This is a genomic window from Aquaspirillum sp. (assembly GCF_055136605.1).
This window is the reverse complement of the sequence record NZ_JBSQVP010000006.1, coordinates 33,299-53,120: the sequence shown is the minus strand read 5'-3', so window position 1 is coordinate 53,120 and position 19,822 is coordinate 33,299. Positions and strand designations below refer to the sequence as shown.

At 50.3% G+C, this 19,822-nt stretch carries 18 protein-coding genes; 8 read left to right on the top strand and 10 right to left on the bottom strand.

Going from position 1 to position 19,822, the window contains the following annotated elements; translation table 11 throughout:
* Positions 1 to 152: 152 nt before the first annotated feature.
* On the bottom strand, positions 153 to 932 hold the full coding sequence (locus ACTBZS_RS02315; protein ID WP_460430334.1) for an exodeoxyribonuclease III: 780 nt from the start codon (positions 930 to 932) through the stop codon (positions 153 to 155).
* 348 nt (positions 933 to 1,280) lie between these two features.
* Between ACTBZS_RS02315 and ACTBZS_RS02310 the strand changes: the two genes are divergently transcribed.
* Complete coding sequence (locus ACTBZS_RS02310; RefSeq protein WP_463043156.1) at positions 1,281 to 2,816, top strand: methyl-accepting chemotaxis protein; 1,536 nt, start codon at positions 1,281 to 1,283, stop codon at positions 2,814 to 2,816.
* A gap of 156 nt (positions 2,817 to 2,972) precedes the next feature.
* On the opposite strand, the gene ACTBZS_RS02305 is transcribed toward ACTBZS_RS02310, so the two are convergent.
* The 7 genes from ACTBZS_RS02305 to ACTBZS_RS02275 form a co-directional block, all read right to left on the bottom strand.
* Positions 2,973 to 3,389: an HIT family protein gene (locus tag ACTBZS_RS02305; RefSeq protein WP_463043155.1), complete on the bottom strand. Its 417-nt coding sequence runs from the start codon at positions 3,387 to 3,389 to the stop codon at positions 2,973 to 2,975.
* Between the two features lie 4 nt (positions 3,390 to 3,393).
* The gene (locus ACTBZS_RS02300) at positions 3,394 to 4,011 is read right to left on the bottom strand and encodes a hypothetical protein (RefSeq protein WP_460430330.1); all 618 of its coding nucleotides are present in this window, start codon (positions 4,009 to 4,011) and stop codon (positions 3,394 to 3,396) included.
* A gap of 12 nt (positions 4,012 to 4,023) precedes the next feature.
* Complete coding sequence (locus ACTBZS_RS02295) at positions 4,024 to 7,881, bottom strand: DUF3683 domain-containing protein (RefSeq protein WP_463043154.1); 3,858 nt, start codon at positions 7,879 to 7,881, stop codon at positions 4,024 to 4,026.
* A 70-nt stretch (positions 7,882 to 7,951) separates the two neighbouring features.
* Positions 7,952 to 8,698 (bottom strand): response regulator, encoded by a 747-nt coding sequence (locus tag ACTBZS_RS02290; protein ID WP_460430328.1) that lies wholly within the window; start codon positions 8,696 to 8,698, stop codon positions 7,952 to 7,954.
* Positions 8,699 to 8,858: 160 nt separating this feature from the next.
* A complete protein-coding gene (gene pdxA / locus ACTBZS_RS02285) occupies positions 8,859 to 9,845 on the bottom strand; it encodes a 4-hydroxythreonine-4-phosphate dehydrogenase PdxA (protein ID WP_463043153.1) in 987 nt (328 codons plus the stop codon).
* Positions 9,842 to 11,146: a peptidylprolyl isomerase gene (locus tag ACTBZS_RS02280; RefSeq protein WP_463043152.1), complete on the bottom strand. Its 1,305-nt coding sequence runs from the start codon at positions 11,144 to 11,146 to the stop codon at positions 9,842 to 9,844. Before ACTBZS_RS02280 ends, pdxA begins: the two co-directional genes overlap by 4 nt.
* Complete coding sequence (locus ACTBZS_RS02275) at positions 11,143 to 13,419, bottom strand: LPS-assembly protein LptD (protein ID WP_463043151.1); 2,277 nt, start codon at positions 13,417 to 13,419, stop codon at positions 11,143 to 11,145. The genes ACTBZS_RS02280 and ACTBZS_RS02275 overlap by 4 nt, the downstream gene beginning before the upstream one ends.
* Before the next feature lie 30 nt (positions 13,420 to 13,449).
* Between ACTBZS_RS02275 and ACTBZS_RS02270 the strand changes: the two genes are divergently transcribed.
* From ACTBZS_RS02270 to ruvB, 7 genes are read left to right on the top strand one after another with little or no spacing between them, the layout of a single operon-like run.
* Complete coding sequence (locus ACTBZS_RS02270; protein ID WP_022654235.1) at positions 13,450 to 14,481, top strand: aminoglycoside phosphotransferase family protein; 1,032 nt, start codon at positions 13,450 to 13,452, stop codon at positions 14,479 to 14,481.
* On the top strand, positions 14,481 to 15,164 hold the full coding sequence (murU, locus tag ACTBZS_RS02265; protein ID WP_463043150.1) for an N-acetylmuramate alpha-1-phosphate uridylyltransferase MurU: 684 nt from the start codon (positions 14,481 to 14,483) through the stop codon (positions 15,162 to 15,164). Before ACTBZS_RS02270 ends, murU begins: the two co-directional genes overlap by 1 nt.
* Positions 15,155 to 15,688, top strand: a complete 534-nt coding sequence (ruvC, locus tag ACTBZS_RS02260; protein WP_460430323.1) for a crossover junction endodeoxyribonuclease RuvC — start codon at positions 15,155 to 15,157, stop codon at positions 15,686 to 15,688. Before murU ends, ruvC begins: the two co-directional genes overlap by 10 nt.
* Positions 15,685 to 16,641, top strand: a complete 957-nt coding sequence (locus ACTBZS_RS02255) for a UbiA family prenyltransferase (RefSeq protein ID WP_463043149.1) — start codon at positions 15,685 to 15,687, stop codon at positions 16,639 to 16,641. Before ruvC ends, ACTBZS_RS02255 begins: the two co-directional genes overlap by 4 nt.
* Positions 16,642 to 16,651: 10 nt before the next feature.
* Positions 16,652 to 17,227 carry a Holliday junction branch migration protein RuvA gene (gene ruvA / locus ACTBZS_RS02250; RefSeq protein ID WP_460430321.1) on the top strand — a complete coding sequence of 192 codons (576 nt, stop codon included), beginning with the start codon at positions 16,652 to 16,654 and terminating at the stop codon, positions 17,225 to 17,227.
* A 3-nt stretch (positions 17,228 to 17,230) separates the two neighbouring features.
* Positions 17,231 to 17,911 carry a phosphatase PAP2 family protein gene (locus tag ACTBZS_RS02245; protein WP_463043148.1) on the top strand — a complete coding sequence of 227 codons (681 nt, stop codon included), beginning with the start codon at positions 17,231 to 17,233 and terminating at the stop codon, positions 17,909 to 17,911.
* An 18-nt stretch (positions 17,912 to 17,929) separates the two neighbouring features.
* Complete coding sequence (gene ruvB, locus ACTBZS_RS02240) at positions 17,930 to 18,964, top strand: Holliday junction branch migration DNA helicase RuvB (protein WP_460430319.1); 1,035 nt, start codon at positions 17,930 to 17,932, stop codon at positions 18,962 to 18,964.
* 3 nt (positions 18,965 to 18,967) lie between these two features.
* On the opposite strand, the gene ACTBZS_RS02235 is transcribed toward ruvB, so the two are convergent.
* Complete coding sequence (locus ACTBZS_RS02235; RefSeq protein ID WP_463043147.1) at positions 18,968 to 19,558, bottom strand: hypothetical protein; 591 nt, start codon at positions 19,556 to 19,558, stop codon at positions 18,968 to 18,970.
* Positions 19,555 to 19,719 (bottom strand): hypothetical protein, encoded by a 165-nt coding sequence (locus ACTBZS_RS02230; RefSeq protein ID WP_460429241.1) that lies wholly within the window; start codon positions 19,717 to 19,719, stop codon positions 19,555 to 19,557. The genes ACTBZS_RS02235 and ACTBZS_RS02230 overlap by 4 nt, the downstream gene beginning before the upstream one ends.
* Positions 19,720 to 19,822: the final 103 nt, after the last annotated feature.

Here is a 19,822-nt window from a genome sequence, read left to right as displayed (position 1 = left end):
GCAAAACGAATGAAATCTTGACGAAAATCGCTCATGGTATCCAAGCTCAACGATGAAAAATGCGACAAGGATACCATGAGCTTTTATGTCTTTGCTGCAGTGCATGAATAGCGACGTTATCTTTGCTCAAATCAGCAAAAATCCGTATTCATTTACGGCATATCGAGGTAATCCAGCACCAATGGCGCGTGGTCGGAGAATTTCTGCTCTTTATAGACATAACCCTGTGTGGCTTGGGCAGCGATAGCGGGGGTGGCGACTTGTAGATCAATCCGCCAACCAACATTATTGGCATACGCTTGGCCGCGATTGCTCCACCATGTATAGCCTTCCTCGCCGGCGGTGGGATAGCACTGACGATAGACATCAACCCAACCACTGGCATACAAATCGGTGAGCCATTGCCTCTCCTCGGGTAAAAATCCCGAGTTTTTGAGATTGCCCTTCCAATTTTTCAGATCGATTTCCTGATGCGCGATATTCCAATCACCACAAATTACAAATTGTCGTTGTTCTTGCTGCATCATCTGTAATAACGGTTGAAAAGCAGCTAAAAATTCAAATTTCGCCTGTTGTCTTTCCTCGCTTGATGAACCCGAGGGTAAATAAACTGAGATCACCGATAACATGCCGAAATCGGCTCGGATAAACCGACCCTCGGCATCAAACCGTTCATGTCCCATGCCATAGATCACCCGATCCGGTGTTTGACGACAGTAGAGACCTACGCCCGAATACCCTTTTTTCTCTGCATGATGGAAAAAACCATGATACCCCGCTGGATGCTTCATGCTTTCGGTGAGGTCGGCCGCTTGTGCCTTGAGCTCTTGCACACAAACAATATCGGCATCACTACGGGTCATCCATTCAAAAAATCCTTTGCTTGCAGCAGAGCGAATGCCATTTAGATTGGCTGAAACAACACGTAACATGAAAGAAGCCTTTGCAAAAAAGGAGCGAAAGCTAACACAGTCGGTGGCAAGGCGTGAATGCTGGCTAGAACTTGAATATCTATTCTATTGATTTGTAAAATGAACCTGAAAAAATTTGTTGTTTTTAATAAATGAACGTGAAAATCATGCTGCTTTCGTGTAAAAAGGCAGTAAATTTGTGTTTTCGGGATAAAACATGAAATCTTCTCGACGTACTAAGTATATTGTGATGCTATTGATATTGTGGTTGGGATATAGCTTCGGTAGCTTATGGTGGTTGGCATGGCGTGATGGTCTCCCAGCCAGCTTTTGTATCACCCCTCAAAGCATGATAACGAAGGGTTAAGCATGAATAACGACACAATTTCCATTGCAGGGCATTTGAATCAATCGCGCCATAAAGCCGATTTGATTTTTATGCCGGTGTTGGCAGTGCTGTTCCTCGCCAGTTTGGGTTTGGCAACATGGTATGGCACGTGGTTAGAGGCGCTGTTAATTGGCCTCCCTGCGGCAGCGATGCCTTTCGTTATTATGCGACTGAGCCCGCAAGGAGCCTTGGCCACACGCATTGCCGTTGCTGCTTCTTTTATGATTTTTTCCGCATTGTTTATTCATCAGGCACACGGTCTGATTGAAATGCACTTTGCTATTTTCTGTTTCCTTGCCTTTTTGCTGTATTACCGTGACTGGTTACCGATTGTGGTGGCGGCGGTGTTAATTGCTGTTCATCATCTGGTGTTCTTTTGGCTAGAAGCACAGCAATTCCCCGTTTGGGCTTATCCCGAAGGTACCCAATTTTGGACGGTGTCGATTCATGCCCTGTTTGTGGTGTTGGAAACCGCCATGTTAGTTGTGATGTCGATTCGCATGCGGCAAGAGGCGATTGAAAGCGCGGCGGTGTCGATGTTGGCGCAAGTGATGTCAAATGGTGATTTAGCGGCGCAAATTGAGATTGAAGGCGCTCAGGCGCATAGCAAGCTGTTTAATTCAGTGGTGGAAATGCAAACCAAATTCCGCCGCTTGATGCGTGGCATTGCTGAACATGCGGTAACGGTACACGATAACTGTGCCTCGTTACACCACGCCTCACAAACCGTTGCGGAACATTCAGCCCGTCAAAGCGACTCTGCACAACGGATTAGCAGCGAAGTAAAACATCTCACTGATAGCTTTAATACCGTTGCTTCGTTTGCTGTGCGTGGTGAAACCTTGTCGAAAACTTCCGCCAGCGAAGCGCGGGAGAGTGGTCAGGTGATGATTCGGACGGTACAAGATATGCGTCGGATGTCCGAAGTGATTCAGGTAACGTCTGCTGATATTGATAAGTTGGGTCAACAAACCGACCGTATTGCTGGCATTGCAAATGTGATTAAAGAAATTGCCGAACAAACCAACTTGTTAGCATTGAATGCAGCGATTGAGGCTGCACGGGCGGGTGAGCAAGGACGGGGTTTTGCGGTGGTGGCGGATGAAGTTCGTAAATTGGCCGAACGGACGGCGACATCCACTAACGAAATTCAGAATATGATTGCTGATATGGCGCAAAGTAAAGATTCTGCGCTATTGAGTATGAGTAGTTTGGTCAGTCAGGTGGGGCAAAGTGTGGGGGTAGCGGGGGATGCTGGCGAGGCGATTAGCCGTATCACCCATTCTTCGGAACAAGTGGCACAAGCGGTGCAAGAAATTGCACAGGCGATCAATGCCCAATTAGCTGCAACTGATTTAATCGGTCAGCAAGTGGAAGACGTTGCACATAGCGCACAGGCTAATGATGAGTTGGTGAAACAGTCGTTGGTCTTAGCCACCGAAATTCGCGCTGTGGCAGAAGAATTACGCGATAGCGTAAGCACTTTCAACGTCAGAAAATTACCGCCTAATAATTAGTGATTAACAAAAATTTATTAAATCCAATTAGGGGCGCTTCGTAGGTGCCCCTAATTATTCTTCTTTGAAGATGAAGGTAGACACTGCTTTTGTGCCCACCTTTTGTCGGTGTACCCATTTGGTTTGTTTCATAGACACAAAATCATGCCCACCACGCTACTGATCTAGAATTTTTTTGATGAAAATGTCCCGCGTAGCGGCATCAAGGTTTGGGCGTTGATAGGGGCGATCTGGGGCAGGAACCCAGATGGGGGCGGGGAAGTGGCGGTCGGTTTGATAGCGTGCGATGAGATGCCAATGTAAATGGGGCACCATATTGCCTAGGCTGGCTAGGTTAATTTTATCTGGCATGGCGACCTCACGCATCGCCTGTTCCACCTTCCACACCCAACTTAGCAAATAATCACGATCTTCTGCGGATAAATCAGTCATCTCGGCCACATGCTGCTGCCAAATCACCCGTATAAACCACGGATAGTCTGGTTCATCGGTGACCCAAACTACCCGCAGTTTTTCATCTTGATACAACAATTCACCCCCTGTGGCGTGGCACAGTGGACACACGTTTGGCATTACATTACCCCTTCTGCGTCACCAACTGCTGCTGCATGATGTGGCCGGCTGGAATATGTGCCACAGGATCACCTAATTTCCCTTTAAACACCACTTTATCAATCAACCGAATAACCTCGGTGGCGAGTGCACCAGTTTCACGGTATTGCACAATCAGGGCTTCTAATAAACCAGCACAGCGGTCGATATTAGGCGGTTTCTCTGGATTGGCCATTGCAACGATTTCATAGCGTAAAGTATCTGCCAAACTCGATGTGGCACGTACCTTCAACAAAAAGCGTTGTAATTCACGACAAACCGCTGGTTGTTCCAGCATCAGGGCAGCAAAGCTGCTTTCATGAAAGGTTTGCACCGGTGCCATCCGCAAAATACTGTGGATGGCCTTGGCCAATTCACCAGAATTACGTGAGGTACGTTGTGGGCCCAAGAGGGCTTCGGCAAAGGTGGAATACGAAGCCAACTCGCCTACGATAACCAGCCATGCTTCCCGTTTTGCCCGTTGTTCCTCGCGCCGCGAAAACCCCCGCAACACATAATAAGTTAGGGTGCTACCGAACAAGGCACCGATGATGCCCTGAAAATCGCGTAGCCACTCTAGCAATTCAGGTGGGTTCATAGGCATGGCCAACTTTCCTTATAACAACACACGCTCAATCCCCCCTTGACGTGCCTTCTCAATATAAGACTGCAACCAATTTTCACCCAAAACATGCCGTGCCAGTTCGATGACGATGTAATCAGCTTCTGTCCCCGATTCAGGGCCATAGCGATTGAGGCCTTGTAAACAGGAGGGGCAGGAGGTCAAAATTTTAACTTGCTCGGTGGCGGCTGGGGCCAAGGTAGCCAGACCTTTTTGGATTTCCTCTGCTTTGCGGAAACGGACTTGATTGGATACATCAGGTCGTGTTGCTGCCAAGGTGCCCGATTCACCACAGCAACGGTCGGATAAAACCGCCTCGGCACCAACCAAAGCCTGTACGGTTTTAATCGGCGATTGTTGTTTCATCGGTGTGTGGCAGGGATCGTGATAGAGATATTTCACCCCATTCACCCCTTCCAATTTCACGCCTTTTTCCATCAGATATTCGTGAATATCAACGATGCGACAGCCGGGGAAAATCTGCTCAAATTCATATTTTGCCAGCTGGTCATAACAGGTACCACAGCTGACCACCACGGTTTTGATGTCGAGATAATTTAAGGTATTGGCCACACGATGGAACAGCACACGGTTTTCGGTGGTGATTTTTTCACCTTTGTCTGCCTGTCCACTGGCATTTTGTGGATAACCGCAGCACAAATAGCCCGGCGGCAACACTGTTTGCGCACCAACATGCCACAGCATGGCTTGTGTTGCGAGGCCGACTTGTGAGAACAAACGCTCGGAGCCACAGCCCGGGAAATAGAATACTGCTTCGCTGTCTTCGTTAGCCAATTGTGGATTGCGAATGACTGGCACGATATTGCTATCTTCAATATCCAATAAAGCGCGTGCCGTTTTCTTCGGCAAATTACCGGGCATCGGACGATTGATAAATTGAATTACTTGCGCTTTCACCGGCAATTTACCGACGGTGGCGGGTGGGGTCTGCGTTTGTTGTTGTGCCAAGCCGGCTTTTTTGGCGACTTCATGGCCAAAGCGTTGTGCTTTATAGCCAAGTTCAATCACCCCTTTACGCAAGAGCTTAATCGTCGAAGGATCTTTTGCATTGAGGAATGCCATTGCCGCCGCGGTGCCGAGATTGAACTTGCGCTTGCCGGCTTTGCGTAAGAAATTACGCATAGCCATCGACACATCACCAAAGTCGATTTTCACTGGGCAAGGGTTGACGCACTTATGACACACGGTGCAATGGTCGGCCACATCAGCCAGTTCATCGAAGTGTTTAAAACTCACACCACGACGAGTTTGTTCTTCGTATAAGAACGCCTCAGTGAGTAGACCCACGCCTAAAATTTTATTGCGTGGCGAATAGAGCAAGTTGGCGCGCGGGACGTGCGTGGAACAAACAGGTTTACATTTACCGCAACGCAAACAGTCTTTCACCGAATAGGAAATTTGCCCAAGATCGGATTGCTCTAAAATCAGCGATTCTGCCCCCAACAGTTCAAACGAAGGGGTATAGGCATTGCTTAAATCTGCCCCACGATGCAGCTTGCCTTTATTAAAGTGTCCGTTCGGGTCAATCCGTTTTTTATATTCGATAAATGGGGCCAGCTCGTCATCGGTGAGGAATTCAAGCTTGGTAATGCCAATTCCATGTTCTCCTGAGATGACACCGTTGAGGCCGCGCGCCAATACCATAATCCGTTCCACTGCGCGGTGGGCGGTTTGGAGCATGTCGTAGTCATCGGAGTTGACCGGAATATTGGTGTGGACATTACCATCGCCGGCGTGCATGTGTAATGCCACAAACACCCGTCCACGCAGAACGCGCTGATGAATGGCGCGGATAGCTTCCATCATCGGTGCATCGGTTTTGCCACCAAACATCGACTCTAAGTCGGCCAGCAACTCGTGTTTCCAACTGACCCGCAACAGAAAATCACGCAAGGCGTGGAAGACCGTTTGCGGTGGTTCTGGTGGCGTCACATTTTCTAGCGGCGCTTCTGGATAGCGCGTGCGGTATTCACTGAAGGGTTGATCTAAGCCTTGCAAAATCCATTGCCACCGTTCACGCACTGCCTCGATCAATTCCAAGGCACTATTACGGCGATCACCGATGAGCTCAGTCGAGGGCAGATTCGAGCCCAATTTATCCACCGGCAACCGGCCATGAAAGAAAGCCGCGAGTTGTTCCAGTAGTTTGATTTTATTGCTGATCGAGAGCTCGATATTGATACGCTCAATCCCATCCGAGTAATCCCCCAACCGTGGCAGTGGAATGACCACATCTTCATTGATTTTGAAGGCATTGGTATGACGGGCAATGGCGGCGGTACGGCTGCGGTCGAGCCAGAATTTTTTGCGTGCCTCGGGGGTAACGGCAATAAAGCCCTCACCGGCCCGTGCATTTGCCAAACGTACAATTTGGCTGGCCATGTCACCCACAGCGTTTTCATCATCCGACACAATATCGGCGATCAACACCATTTTTGGGCGGCCTTTCGACTTGGCTTTGGTGGCATACCCCACTGCCCGAACATAGCGCCAATCTAAATGTTCCAAACCGGCTAATTTCACCCCAGCAGCGGTACCTGCGCCTTCGGGCTTAAACAAATCGGTAATTTCAACAATTGCTGGTGTGGCTTGAGCCACCGTACCAAAAAATTCTAAGCACACGGTACGGGTGTGTTTTGGCATCCGGTGGAGGACAAAGCGGGCACTGGTGATAATGCCATCGGTGCCTTCTTTTTGTACGCCGGGGAGTCCAGATAAAAATTTATCGGTGACATCTTTACCCAAGCCAACTTTACGGAACGAGGCGCCCGGGATGTCTAATGTCTGTTGGCTCAGTTGGGTGAGTCCATCGGGGGTAAACCGTGTGATGCGGAACTGTGCCACATCAACATCATGAATTTTGCCGTAGTTGTGGCCAACCCGTTCAATAAACAGCCAGTTACCATCGGGATCGACCATTTTCCATGAAGCGAGGTTGTCTAAGGCAGTGCCCCATAACACCGCCTTTTTGCCGCCGGCATTCATGGCGACATTGCCCCCAATACAGGAAGCCTCGGCAGAGGTCGGGTCAACCGCAAACACTAAGCCATTGGCGCCGGCGGTTTCTGACACCCGCGCCGTGACCACCCCTGCGCCACATTGAATGGTGGCGTGGGTGCCGGTTAAACCGGGTAACTCGATATATTCCACCCCTTGGTGTTGATCGAGTTTTTCCGTGTTAATCACGGCAGAATAGGGCGTGAGTGGAATGGCACCACCGGTATAACAGGTGCCACCGCCTCGCGGAATGATGGTGAGGCCAAGCTCAATACAGGCGGCGACCAAGGGGGCAATTTCGGCTTCGCTATCGGGATTTAACACCACAAATGGGAATTCAATCCGCCAGTCGGTGGCGTCGGTGGCGTGCGAGACACGGGCTAGGCCATCGAAACAGATATTATCGCGGCGGGTCAGCGAACCCATGCGGGTGAGCACTTTTTGCCGTAGTTGTGCCGTTTCATCAAAACGGCGTGCAAAGTTGACGACGGCTTGTTCGGCGGCAGCGAGTAGAGCATGAACGCGGTCGTTACCGCTGCGGCGTTTGGCAATTTCTGCTAAACGATGACCCATGGCTTGAACCAACGCATCTAAGCGGGCACGGTTTTCCAATAGATCATCTTGCAAGTAGGGGTTGCGCTCGACAACCCAAATATCTCCCAGCACTTCAAACAACATCCGCGCTGAACGACCGGTGCGGCGTTCACTGCGTAAGCTATTGAGCAGGGACCACATCTCTTCGCCTAACAGACGAACGACAATTTCTCGGTCGGAGAAGGAAGTGTAGTTATAAGGTATTTCGCGGAGGCGTTGCACTGGGAGAGTCGCGGTCATATCCGTACAGGCAAAAAGCAGAAAACCGCGATGTTACCCCAATCTTGCTGCGTTGCAGTGTGAAAACCGTTCATTCCCGCGCTAAATGCTCAATAAAGTCGGCCAGATGGGTGCGAATTTCCTTTTCCATCGGCCGAAAACGCAGGGCAATACGGATCATATCGGTTTTCCCCGGTGCCATCGGGTCCGCTTCTAAGCGAATGATTTGTATGGGTAAAAGCAGTTTTTCTCGCTCGGCAAGCTTGGTTTCAATTTTGGCTTCACCATCATCAAACACACAAATGCCACGCGCTTGTTCCGCCGATACCATCGTCAACATGCCAGAGAGCGAAATATCGAGCATCGCTGCTTCGAGGTCGCGATTGTCGGCAAAGTGCAAAGTCAATGGCAATTCACTGACAGTTTGGACACGATCGGCATTGCGGCGGTCCATCTTGTTGTGCAGCATCATCACTTTGTCAATGACAGTCTTGGCGTTAAACGGCTTAACAATATAGGCCGATACCCCAAGCTGAACCGCTGAGACCAAGGAGTCACGGTCAGAACGGGTGGTGATCATAATAAAGGGCAAGTGTGCGGTATTGGGGTCGGAGCGCACCGCCGTTAATACTTCATCTCCATTCATGCGAGGCATGTCCCAATCGCAAAAAATCCAATCGACCCGTTCATGGTGATTGCGCAGCAGGGCTAACCCTGTTTGGCCGTCTTCTGCTTCTAAAATCTGTTGGCAATGTAATTGCTCACGCAGAATGCTGCACACGGCTTTACGTGTGGCGTGGGAATCATCGATAACCAAGGCGGTATCATTATCTAGCATGATCGTCGAGCTCTGCGTTAGAAGGCTAATCAGTTAAACAAGAGTATGAGATTGTATCGACAATACCTAAAAAATACAGTTAATGATACTGCGTCCTTGCTTATCCGCAAATGAAGTTTATAAAAGTGAAAATATATTAAATATAATGAAAATTTAACTGCTATTGTCGTTGTTTCACTAATTGCCACGCCAAATCGACCGCTGCCCACAAACTGCCAGCTTCGGCTTGGCCGCGTCCTGCCAAATCGAGGGCGGTGCCATGATCCACTGATGTGCGAATAATCGGCAGCCCTAATGTGATGTTCACCCCTTGCCCAAAGCTGGCATGTTTTAACACCGGTAACCCCTGATCGTGATACATCGCTAACACGGCATCGGCTTGTTGCAAGTATTTTTCTTGAAACAGGGTATCTGCTGGTAAAGGGCCCACCAAGTCCATCCCTTCCTGCCGCAGTTGGGTTAACACCGGGATGATGACATCAAGCTCTTCGCGGCCTAAATGGCCGCCTTCTCCTGCATGTGGATTCAAGCCTGCAACTAACAATCGTGGTTGGCGGATGCCAAATTTTTGCTGTAAATCGGCATAGGTAATGCGAAGTACCTGCGCTAATCCCTCCGGTGTAATGGCATCTGCCACTGCTCGTAGCGGCAGATGGGTGGTAGCCAGCGCCACGCGCATGCCGCTGCCAACTAACATCATCACCACCAGCGGTGTGCCTGTGCGCTCGGCCAGCCATTCGGTATGACCACTGAAAGGCACGCCGGCATCGTTAATAACGCCTTTGTGAACCGGCGCCGTTACCATGGCAGCAAAGCGGCTACTGAGACAGCCCGCGCACGCGGTTTCCAACAGGGCCAATACATGGGCGGCATTGGCACGGTTGAGCTGGCCTGCTATCACGGGCGCTGCCACCGGATGATGCGCCACCCACAGGTGATTGTCTGGTAGCGCTTGTGGCTCGGCGGTCTCCGTCCATGGCATCCATTGCACTGTTTGCCCAAGCTGGGCGGCACGCGCCGACAAGACCTCGATATCAGCCAACAACACTGAATGCGCGGCGGCAGGATGGCGAATCAGTTGTAACAGCAGGTCAGGGCCAATCCCTGCTGGTTCCCCTGCTGTGATTGCAAGCCATGCGTGGTTCATGAGTTTGTTTCGTCGTTCAAATGGTTTTCGATATAGGTCGAATCACGCAGTTGGCGTTGCCAGTCTTGGTATTGCTGTTCTGCTTTACGCGCTTTTAATTCTTGGCGAATTTGTGCTCGTTCCCGTTCAGAGCCTAAATCTTGGCGGCGTTTTTCAATCACTTCGATTAAATGCCAACCAAACATCGACCGTACCGGTGCACTGATCTTATTGGGTGCCAAGCTATACATCACTTTTTCAAACTCAGGCACGGTATCACCTGGGCTGAGCCAACCCAAATCACCACCGCGTGATGCGCTACCATCTTCTGAATAACGGCGCGCTGCTTCGACAAAACTCATGCCCTGCGCTAAACGCTGTTGCACTTCATCTAAGCGTTGTTTAGCTTCTTTATCTCCAACGCTATCACTGACTTTAATCAGAATGTGGCGGGCGTGTACTTGTTCGACTAACTGCGCTTCACCACGGCTGCGTTTATCCAATAATTTAAAAATATGAAAGCCAGAGGCAGAGCGTAATACACGGCTAGTTTGGTTACGCTCCAAACTGTTCAACACCTCAACAAAAGGCGGTGGCAGTCGCGATGCAGGTCGCCAACCGAGTTCACCGCCAGACAAACCATCAGCGGCATCAGAATAACTGGCTGCGACTTGGGCGAAGTTGGCCCCTTGTTTTAAGCGATTGGCGGCTTCTTCTGCGCGTTTAGCTTTTTGTTCAACTTGGGCAGGTGTAGCGGTTTCGGGCACCGCAATCAAAATATGCGCCAAGCGATATTCGCTGCGGCCTACGTTGACCGCACTGTTGAGGAACGCATCCACTTCGGAATCGCTGACGGCCACTTTGCCGTCAATCTCGCGTTCGCGTAAACGCTGCATAATGACTTCGCGGCGTACGTCTTCACGGAAAGTTTGATATTGAATGCCTTGTTGTTTGAGTTTTTGCCGAAATGCCTCGGGACTGAGTTGATTGGCCGCTGCGAGGCGGTCGATGGTTTGTTCTAGCTCTTGTTCATCTAAGCGCACACCATTGTTATAGGCATACTGCATTTGCGCTTCTTCGCTGATCATGCGTTCCAACACCTGTGCTCGTAATTGGTTATCTGCCGGTGCTGGCACATTTTGTCGCTGTAAATTTTGTTTTGCTTGTAAAACACGATCGTTTAAGCCGCGTTCTGTAATCACGCTTTTATTGACCACGGCAATAATCCGGTCAACGGTTCGTACCGGCTGGGGTTGTGCTGCCCAAACACTGGCAGAGAGACATAAAGCAAGGCAAAGCGTAGAAAGACGAGTGGTAATCATGGTGCGAGCCCTTCGGGTTCATTGATTTTGCTGTAACCGGGAATGGCTAAGCGCAGAGTTTCTAAAGGATTAGAGCCTAAACCGCCTAGCTCGTTAAGTTCGAGTTGTAAGAAGACACCGTTAGAAGATTGGTTAACACCACTGACATAGCGTTGACCCACCGCACGGATTGCCCAGCAATCGGCGTGGTATTCCACCCCTAGCAAATGTTCCAGCGAGCGTTTATCGCGCAGTGAGTAGTTTTCACGGGCAACCACATACCAATTGCGGGCCACCGGCCATTGGGCTGCAATATCGAGCTGGCGCAGGGTATCGCGGGTTTGCGTGTTAAAGAACAACTCATTGCGACCATAGCGATAGCGGGCTGATAAGGTTTTACCGGCGGCAGGTTGATAGCGCAAATCGACGGCATAGCGCTCGGTCTTCCGCAGTTCGGTGTTGTATTGATAGGTGGCTTGCAGTGTGGTGTGACGGAAAATTTGGCCGCCAACGCTGGCTAAAAAGTCAGAACGTTTGCGTTCATCTGGTAGCCCCGTCAAAGTGACTTTTTGATCGGTGAAGACATAGCGTTGACCAATACCAAGGCGGAAACGCTCTACACCGCTGTCTTGGTCAATAAACCGTGTCGTCAGTGCTGCGGTGAGGGTATTCGCATCACTTAATCGATCTCCACCAGAAAAGCGATTTTCGGCGAACATCTGTGCAAAATCGAAGCTGTTTTCCGTGGTATCAAACAACGGCAACATATCTTGATTGCGGTATGGTGTTCGCACATATAGCAATCGTGGTTCTAAGGTTTGAATGGCCTGATCACCAAAGAAAGTCGCTTCACGTTCAAGTTGTAAGCCAGCATCGAGCGAGAAAGTTGGGGTGAAAAAACTTTTATTGGTAGCCGCCTGTTGTTGGAAACGATCCAGTTGATACTGGCGATAGTTCAGGCTGATTTTGGGGATCAGATGGGCATAGCTGGTGCGTAACGGTAGGCTGATGCTTGGCTGGAGGGTGAGCCGCTGTCCTTCTCGTTTGGTGTCGTGGGCAAAATCGACATATTCACTGTTAAAACTCAATTCAAAACCATAAAGTAAAGTTTGAGCAGTGGAAAAGGTGATTTGAGGCAGCCGCGAGTAGGGTGCATCAATTTTTGCAATACGATCTTGCAGCGTTTGATAGCGTTGAATACGCAGTTGCCCCACCCCAAACCCGGGAAGCCATGTCAACACTGCTTCGCGTACCAAATTTACATTGTCGGCCAGACTGGCACGATTACCGAAGTCGCGGAAATAGTCATCATCCGAGGCATAGTTGACCCGTGCACTGAACAGTAAATCGGAACGCAGTTTTTGTTCATGCTCAAAACGCAGGGCATAGCGGTCTTGTTGGGAGAGCTGATCGTCTGGCAGATACTCACCAGAAATAAAGCCTTTGTAGTCAGGTTGCAAGTAACGGAACTCGCCACCCAACATCAAGCCACGCCGTGACAGAATACGCGGTGCCAATGTCAAATCGTAATTCGGTGCCAAATTAAAATAGTACGGCAGGCGGAAGTCTGCGCCAGCATCGCTGCGTGAAGCGAAGGTTGGGGCTAAGAAACCACTTTTACGGTTGCCATTGACGGGGAAATCAAGATAAGGCGAATACAGAATGGGTATGCCATGAAATTCAAGCACCCCATCGCGTGCCACCCCGACATTGGCTTGATAATCGACATCAATCTGTCGAGCTCGGATATACCAATCATCATTGCCGGGGGCACAGGTGGTGACACGGGCTTGTTCTAGCCCATAGCGTTTTTGGCCATATAACCGTGCAACAGCAGCATCAGCACGCAATTTACGTTCACTGACGCGGATATCCGCTTGGTGCAGTACCCCTTGTTCTGCCGCAGGATCAAATACATAGTCTAAGGTCGTTCCCGTGAGCACATCGCCGTTACGTTCTACTCGCACACGATCACCGGCAACCACACGCTGTCGATTTTGGTAGTAATCGAGCCAGTCGGCTTCCACCTGCTCTTGCCCACGTTGGATTTTCACCTGCCCTTTGGCATGGAGTCGTTGTTCTACCACCCCTTCAATATGATCGGCTTCAACGGTGATCTGTCCATCGACGGCTGGCGGCGCGGTGACCAGCACCGGATCATCAGCATAAACAGACACGGGCAGTAAAAATGCCGTACAGACGGCAAGCACAACAGGGCGGAGACGGGGCATAGGATAGGACGCAATCTGGTGTAGATGCCGTGCGGCAAAAATCAAAGGCGGATAAAATCGCATAAATCCTTTCTTCTCGCAACGAAAGCCCCCATGTCTCGTACCTCTTTGATGCAAACTTGGTTAGTTTCTGTTCTTGGTCATACTGATTTTACCGTGGCCCCTGCTTCAAGTGATGCCAGTTTTCGCAGCTATCACCGTGTTAGCTTGCCACAAGGTAACAGTTTTATTGTGATGGATGCGCCACCTGAACACGAAGATTGTCGCCCATTTGTGCGGATTGCTGAATTATTGCGTGCCGCAGGGGTCAATACGCCACGCATTCAAGCACAATCGTTGGAACAAGGTTTCTTACTACTAGAAGACTTTGGTTCACAAACCTATCTTGATGTTTTCGCACCCTTTGCCGGCTTCATCCCGTTTAACAATCCTGCCTTGCCACAGGTGCGCCTGTTATTGGGCCACGCAATTGAGAGTTTGGTGGCATTACAACAAGCGGATGGCAGTCAACTTCCTCCCTATGATGAGGCCTTATTGCGCCGTGAGGTGATGCTATTCCCCGAATGGTTTGCTGCCAAACACCTCAACCGTCCTTTGACAGTACAAGAACAGCAAGTATGGGAAGACGGTATTGCGATTTTGTTGGCCAATATCACCCAACAAGCGGCGGTGCCGGTGCATCGTGATTTCACGGTTCGCAATTTGATGCTGACTGCCGAACATAACCCGGGGGTGTTGGATTTCCAAGATGCCGTGGTTGGCCCAATTAGCTATGACATTCTGTCTCTGACCCGTGATGCTTTCATCGGTTTTGATGATGAATTGGTGTTGGATTGTGTGGTGCGTTATTGGGAACAAGCTCGCAAAGCCGGTTTACCTGTGCCAGAACAGATTGATGAGTTTTGGCGTGATTTCGAGTGGATGGGTGTGCAGCGTCATTTGAAAGTCGCCGGTATCTTTGCTCGTCTGCACTATCGTGATGGCAAGAGCAAATATTTGGCCGAAATCCCTCGCTTCCTCGATTACATCCGCAAAACCTGCAATCGTTACGAAGAATTGCGCCCATTGGGTGCCCTTGTGCGCGATCTGGCAGGGATTGAAGAACAAGTTGGGTATACCTTCTGATGCGGGCGATGATTTTGGCGGCTGGGCGTGGTGAAAGAATGCGCCCTCTCACCGACCATACCCCTAAACCGTTGCTGAAAGTGGCTGGCAAACCGTTGATTGTTTGGCACCTTGAAGCGTTGGCGGCGGCAGGGGTGCGTGAGGTGGTGATTAACACCGCTTGGTTAGGTGCGCAGCTGCCGCAGGCACTGGGTAATGGTCAAACTTGGGGTATCGACATTGCTTACTCCCATGAGGGTGCCGATGGCCTAGAAACGGCAGGAGGGATTGCCACCGCACTGCCGTTGTTGGGTGAACATCCTTTTCTGGTGGTCAACGGCGATATCTGCACCCGTTTTCCTTTTGCTGCGCTATTGCCACAGCTTGCAGCATGGCCGGCAGACCGGCTTGCCCATTTGGTGTTAGTGGATAACCCAATTCATCATCCAGAGGGTGATTTTTCGTTGACTGCCCAAGGGCAAGTTATCGATCAACCTACTCTGACCTTCAGCGGCATCGGCCTGTACCATCCCCATTTGTTTGCGCCAGTCGCTGCAGGACAGCGTGCCAAGTTAGCCCCCTACTTGCGGCAAGCGATGGCACAAGGCCGTGTATCGGGGGAATATTTTGCTGGCCCGTGGTTGGACGTAGGAACGGTAGCGCGTCTGCAAGAGGCCGAGCAATTGGCAAACACATGGCAATAAGCGCAGTGCGTGTCTTGGGGATCGACCCCGGCAGCCGTCTCACGGGGTTTGGCGTCATTGACTTACACGGACAAGAACGCCGCTATGTGGCCTCGGGGTGTATCCGCACCCCTCAAGGGGCCACTTTGCCGGAACGCATCAAGGTGTTGTTAGATGGCTTAAGTGAAGTGGTGATGTTGTACGCGCCGCATGAAGCCGCCGTCGAGCAGGTATTCGTGAATGTGAATCCTGCGGCAACTTTGATGTTGGGGCAGGCGCGAGGGGCGGTGTTATCAGCCTTGGTCTTAGCGAGTTTGCCAATTCATGAATACACCGCGCTACAGGTCAAGCAATCGGTAGTCGGCCATGGCAAAGCAGCAAAAGAACAGGTGCAGGCGATGGTGGTGCATCATTTGCGTTTATCGGGTACGCCACAGGCCGATGCAGCGGATGCCTTGGCGGTTGCTTTGTGTCATGCCAATCACCGCACCATGGCAGCGCGGGTGCCGCGTGGATTAACCGTCAAAGGAGGACGTTGGGTATGAGTGCGGTGCCATTACAAGAACCTTTGCCGGAGCATTTTTCGCATCCACTCTCTCGTTACTGGGCTGCAACGCGCCCAGCGTTTCTCACGCTGACAGTGGTGGCTTGTGTCCTTGGTGCGGCATTGGCACAGTTTCACCACGCCACTGACTTTGCTTTATTGCTATGGGCGATGCTGGGAGCGATGTTGTTACATGCAGCGGCCAATGTGATTAACGATGTGGCAGATGCCCATAATGGTACAGACTCAGCCAATGAACGCCGCTTATTTCCTTTTACCGGCGGCAGCCGCTTTATTCAAAACCACGTCTTGACGGTGCAACAGATGACACTGTTTGGCGTGGTTTTGCTGTTGGCAGCAACAGCGATAGGCGGCTATTTGTGGTGGCAGCGTGGCAGCGGTGTGGTGATTTGGGGGCTGATTGGGGTGGGACTGGCGTGGGCCTATTCTATGCCACCCTTGCGTTTGAACAGTCGTGGTTTGGGCGAGCTGTGTGTGTGGCTGGGTTTCGCCCTATTGCCTATCGGCTGTGCCTGGGTTGCTGGCGCGCCCTTATCACCTGCCGTATTGGCTGCGGGTGGCAGTTTTGGCGGCTTGGCGATGGTGTTGCTCTACCTCAATCAATTCCCCGACCGTGAAGCAGACCAATTGGCAGGTAAGCGGCATTGGGTCGTTCGGTTACCGCTGGCAGTGGCGGCAGTGGGTTATGGTGTATTGGCGGTCGTTGCCTACGCCATCTTGTTATCGGCTATCCTGTACCAGATATTGCCGGTATGGGCAGGTTTGGCGGCCCTACCGTTACCGTTATCTCTTTTTGCATGGCAACAGTTACTGCGCCATGCAGCACAACCACAGGCATTACGCCCTGCGATTATCGCGACGCTGTTAGCAACCCATCTTTCTCCCTTATTGCTGGCGGTGGGGCTGTGGCTGCACGTCTTTTTTCCGATTTGAAAAGGTTGTCATGATAGGACGTTTACACGGTGTGTTATTAGAAAAACACGCACCGCAGATAGTATTGGATGTGCACGGGGTGGGGTATGAAATTGACGTGCCATTACGCTGTTTTGAACAACTGCCTGCTTTGGGAGAAACCGTCACTCTGCATACGCATTTGGTGATCCGAGAAGACGCCCATTTACTATTCGGTTTTCTCACGGCGGCTGAACGCGCCACGTTTCGCCAACTGATCAAAGTGTCGGGTATCGGTGCCAAAATGGCACTTGCCATCCTCTCGACGCTATCACAACAAGAACTGGCTCAAGCGTTGGCAACCGACGATGTGAAAAAGCTGTCTTCTGTCCCCGGCGTGGGTAAAAAAACTGCTGAGCGTCTGATTTTAGAATTACGTGGCAAGCTGACCGCATCGGATACGATAACGAGTGCGCCGCTTTCCAATGCCCACGGTGATATTACACAAGCCCTTATTGCACTGGGGTATCAAGAAAAACCTGCACTGGCGGTGGTTGAGACATTACCCACTGACATCGAGGTTGGGGCGGGTATCCGTCTCGCCCTTAAACAATTAGCAAAGCTCTAACTTATGGCAACGTGGTCTTTTTATTCCGATCGACAAGGGCAGCAATCGCGCTGGCGCTGGTGTGGTGGGATGTTGGTCAGTGGGATATTTTTGGTGATGTGGTTAGCATTGGCATGGCAAGGTCAACAACCTTGGTTAATGCAAATTGATCAGTGGGGTATGCAATGGATGCAGTGGCGTGAAGGGGCGATTGCTACCTTGGCATGGCATTTTTCTTTGACCATTGACTGGTTGGGGCGTGCTGCCGTATCGATTGCTTTGTCTTTGCTATTAGGACTGTGGTTTGCAAAACAACAGCGTGGTTTATGGTGGGCGCCGCCGGTTTTATTGGGCAGTGGGTGGTTGATCAATTTCCTGTTGAAAGTTGCATTCGATCGACCAAGACCGACGCTAGAGGTAGCGATTTCAACCAGTGGCAGCGCTTTCCCCAGTGGCCACGCCACTGCAACGACCTTGTTATTGGCATTATTGGCCTATGGGTTATGGCCATTATTACCGCGTTGGTTACGCTTGCCAGTGATGTTGTTGTTATTGATTTTGGTGGTGTTGGCTGCGTTGACCCGTCCTTTATTGGGGGTGCATTACATCAGTGACGTGGTCGCTGGCATGGCTTTAGCAATGAGTTGTTTTGCTGGCTTTTTACTTCTGGCACCTGTTGCGCGCAGACGGCGTTTGTTCTCTTAAACTTGAAAAGTCAGTGCAATGATTGAAACCGATTCTTTACACAGCCAAGCCCCCCGTATGATCAGTCCTGCGCCCCAATCGCGGCAAGAGGAAGTCTTAGAACGGGCGTTACGGCCAAAACAATTGCAAGAGTATGTTGGGCAACGTAAGGCACGCCAACAATTAGAAATTTTTATTGAAGCCACCAAACGCCGCCGTGAGGCCCTAGATCATGTGTTGCTATTTGGCCCTCCCGGCCTCGGTAAGACCACTTTGGCGCATATTATCGCCTATGAACTGGGTGTGAATTTGCGGCAAACCTCTGGCCCAGTATTAGAAAAAGCCGGTGATTTAGCTGCTTTACTGACCAATCTTGAGCCGAACGATGTCCTGTTTATTGATGAAATTCACCGCTTATCGCCGGTAGTTGAAGAAATTCTATACCCAGCGTTAGAAGATTTTCAAATTGACATCATGATCGGCGAGGGCCCTGCGGCACGCTCAGTGAAAATCGATTTGCCCCCGTTTACTTTGGTGGGCGCAACAACGCGAGCGGGTATGTTAACCAACCCACTGCGAGACCGATTTGGCATTGTGGCGCGGTTGGAGTTTTATACCCATGAGGAATTAACCCAAATTGTGACGCGCTCTGCCAATTTGTTGGAAATGCAAATGGAAGCAGCAGGGGCGCATGAAATTGCTCGTCGGTCTCGTGGTACACCGCGTATTGCCAATCGTTTGCTGCGGCGGGTTCGTGATTTTGCGGATGTGCGGGCCGATGGGGTGGTCAGTGCAACCGTAGCGGATGCGGCGTTGTCGATGTTAGATGTTGATAGCGCGGGTTTGGACGTTATGGACCGCAAGTTGCTTGAGGCCATTATTTATAAGTTTGCCGGTGGTCCGGTAGGTTTAGACAATGTTGGCGCTGCGATTGGTGAAGCGAGCGATACGATTGAAGACGTGATCGAACCGTATTTAATTCAACAGGGTTATTTACAACGTACCCCTCGCGGTCGTGTTGCAACAGCCTTGGCTTATCAGCATTTTGACCTCACTCCGCCAGTTATTGGCTAAAACTTAATCATGGATTGGACGAAAATAACCCTTAATACAAGATAAATCCCTGACGCAGATTTGGATATGGTCTCTGTCATTGAAACCTGCGCCAGGGTAAACCTCTGCACCTTCTGTAAAAACGCCACGTACAGTTTGATAGGCAGGTTCTTGTAGTTCTTGTCGGGACGTATGAAGCGCCTGGATGACTGCACAATCTAATTTCCGCAATAATTTTGCTTTGCCGTTGCTTGGTAAGACGCTTTCAGTGGCTTGTAGGATTTGATAGGCATCCTGCAATTCTTGTAAGGCATGACTGTCGAGCAGGTTGAGACACTTTCCTAAATCAATAATGGCGCCGAGCACAAACGGATGCTTGATTTTCCCTTTGGAGTTTTTTCCTCCAAGAGCTCGTTCTTCAGCAAACGCTAATGCTCGGGCAGGGTTGGCTTCCCAAAAATAAATTCCATGCCCAAGCCAATCATAATCATTTTGGCTTGGCTCAAGATGAGTGGTTTTCCCACCTAGAATGGCTTCCCCTACTGTTGCATCGCATCCGTGGAAACCGAATACAAGAGAGGGATAAGAGGTATAAATGGACCAATTCATTTTCATTGGTAATGTTTTGTCAGTTTGCCAGATTTAGTCAAGATGCCTGTTTTCTCTAGAAAAGCTTTTGCTTCTGCAGGATTATTGGCCAGCGATTGCCGTAAAGCTTGCATTTTTTCATGCAAACTTTGTTTTTTCTTATCTGTGTTTTCATCAATTTTTTTCATTTTTTAATTCCCCTATCATTAATGCCGATGAGTGGCTGACTCTCAATAAGCTGATCTGTTATCAGCTTAAGAAATCGAGACTCTTGGCGTCAAGTTGGAATTT

Coding starts and splice junctions, on each gene's coding strand:
- ACTBZS_RS02315 (WP_460430334.1), bottom strand. CDS start 932: ATGTTACGTGTTGTTTCAGCCAATCTAAATGGCATTCGCTCTGCTGCA.
- ACTBZS_RS02310 (WP_463043156.1), top strand. CDS start 1,281: ATGAATAACGACACAATTTCCATTGCAGGGCATTTGAATCAATCGCGC.
- ACTBZS_RS02305 (WP_463043155.1), bottom strand. CDS start 3,389: ATGCCAAACGTGTGTCCACTGTGCCACGCCACAGGGGGTGAATTGTTG.
- ACTBZS_RS02300 (WP_460430330.1), bottom strand. CDS start 4,011: ATGCCTATGAACCCACCTGAATTGCTAGAGTGGCTACGCGATTTTCAG.
- ACTBZS_RS02295 (WP_463043154.1), bottom strand. CDS start 7,881: ATGACCGCGACTCTCCCAGTGCAACGCCTCCGCGAAATACCTTATAAC.
- ACTBZS_RS02290 (WP_460430328.1), bottom strand. CDS start 8,698: ATGCTAGATAATGATACCGCCTTGGTTATCGATGATTCCCACGCCACA.
- pdxA (WP_463043153.1), bottom strand. CDS start 9,845: ATGAACCACGCATGGCTTGCAATCACAGCAGGGGAACCAGCAGGGATT.
- ACTBZS_RS02280 (WP_463043152.1), bottom strand. CDS start 11,146: ATGATTACCACTCGTCTTTCTACGCTTTGCCTTGCTTTATGTCTCTCT.
- ACTBZS_RS02275 (WP_463043151.1), bottom strand. CDS start 13,419: ATGCGATTTTATCCGCCTTTGATTTTTGCCGCACGGCATCTACACCAG.
- ACTBZS_RS02270 (WP_022654235.1), top strand. CDS start 13,450: ATGTCTCGTACCTCTTTGATGCAAACTTGGTTAGTTTCTGTTCTTGGT.
- murU (WP_463043150.1), top strand. CDS start 14,481: ATGCGGGCGATGATTTTGGCGGCTGGGCGTGGTGAAAGAATGCGCCCT.
- ruvC (WP_460430323.1), top strand. CDS start 15,155: ATGGCAATAAGCGCAGTGCGTGTCTTGGGGATCGACCCCGGCAGCCGT.
- ACTBZS_RS02255 (WP_463043149.1), top strand. CDS start 15,685: ATGAGTGCGGTGCCATTACAAGAACCTTTGCCGGAGCATTTTTCGCAT.
- ruvA (WP_460430321.1), top strand. CDS start 16,652: ATGATAGGACGTTTACACGGTGTGTTATTAGAAAAACACGCACCGCAG.
- ACTBZS_RS02245 (WP_463043148.1), top strand. CDS start 17,231: ATGGCAACGTGGTCTTTTTATTCCGATCGACAAGGGCAGCAATCGCGC.
- ruvB (WP_460430319.1), top strand. CDS start 17,930: ATGATTGAAACCGATTCTTTACACAGCCAAGCCCCCCGTATGATCAGT.
- ACTBZS_RS02235 (WP_463043147.1), bottom strand. CDS start 19,558: ATGAAAATGAATTGGTCCATTTATACCTCTTATCCCTCTCTTGTATTC.
- ACTBZS_RS02230 (WP_460429241.1), bottom strand. CDS start 19,719: ATGAAAAAAATTGATGAAAACACAGATAAGAAAAAACAAAGTTTGCAT.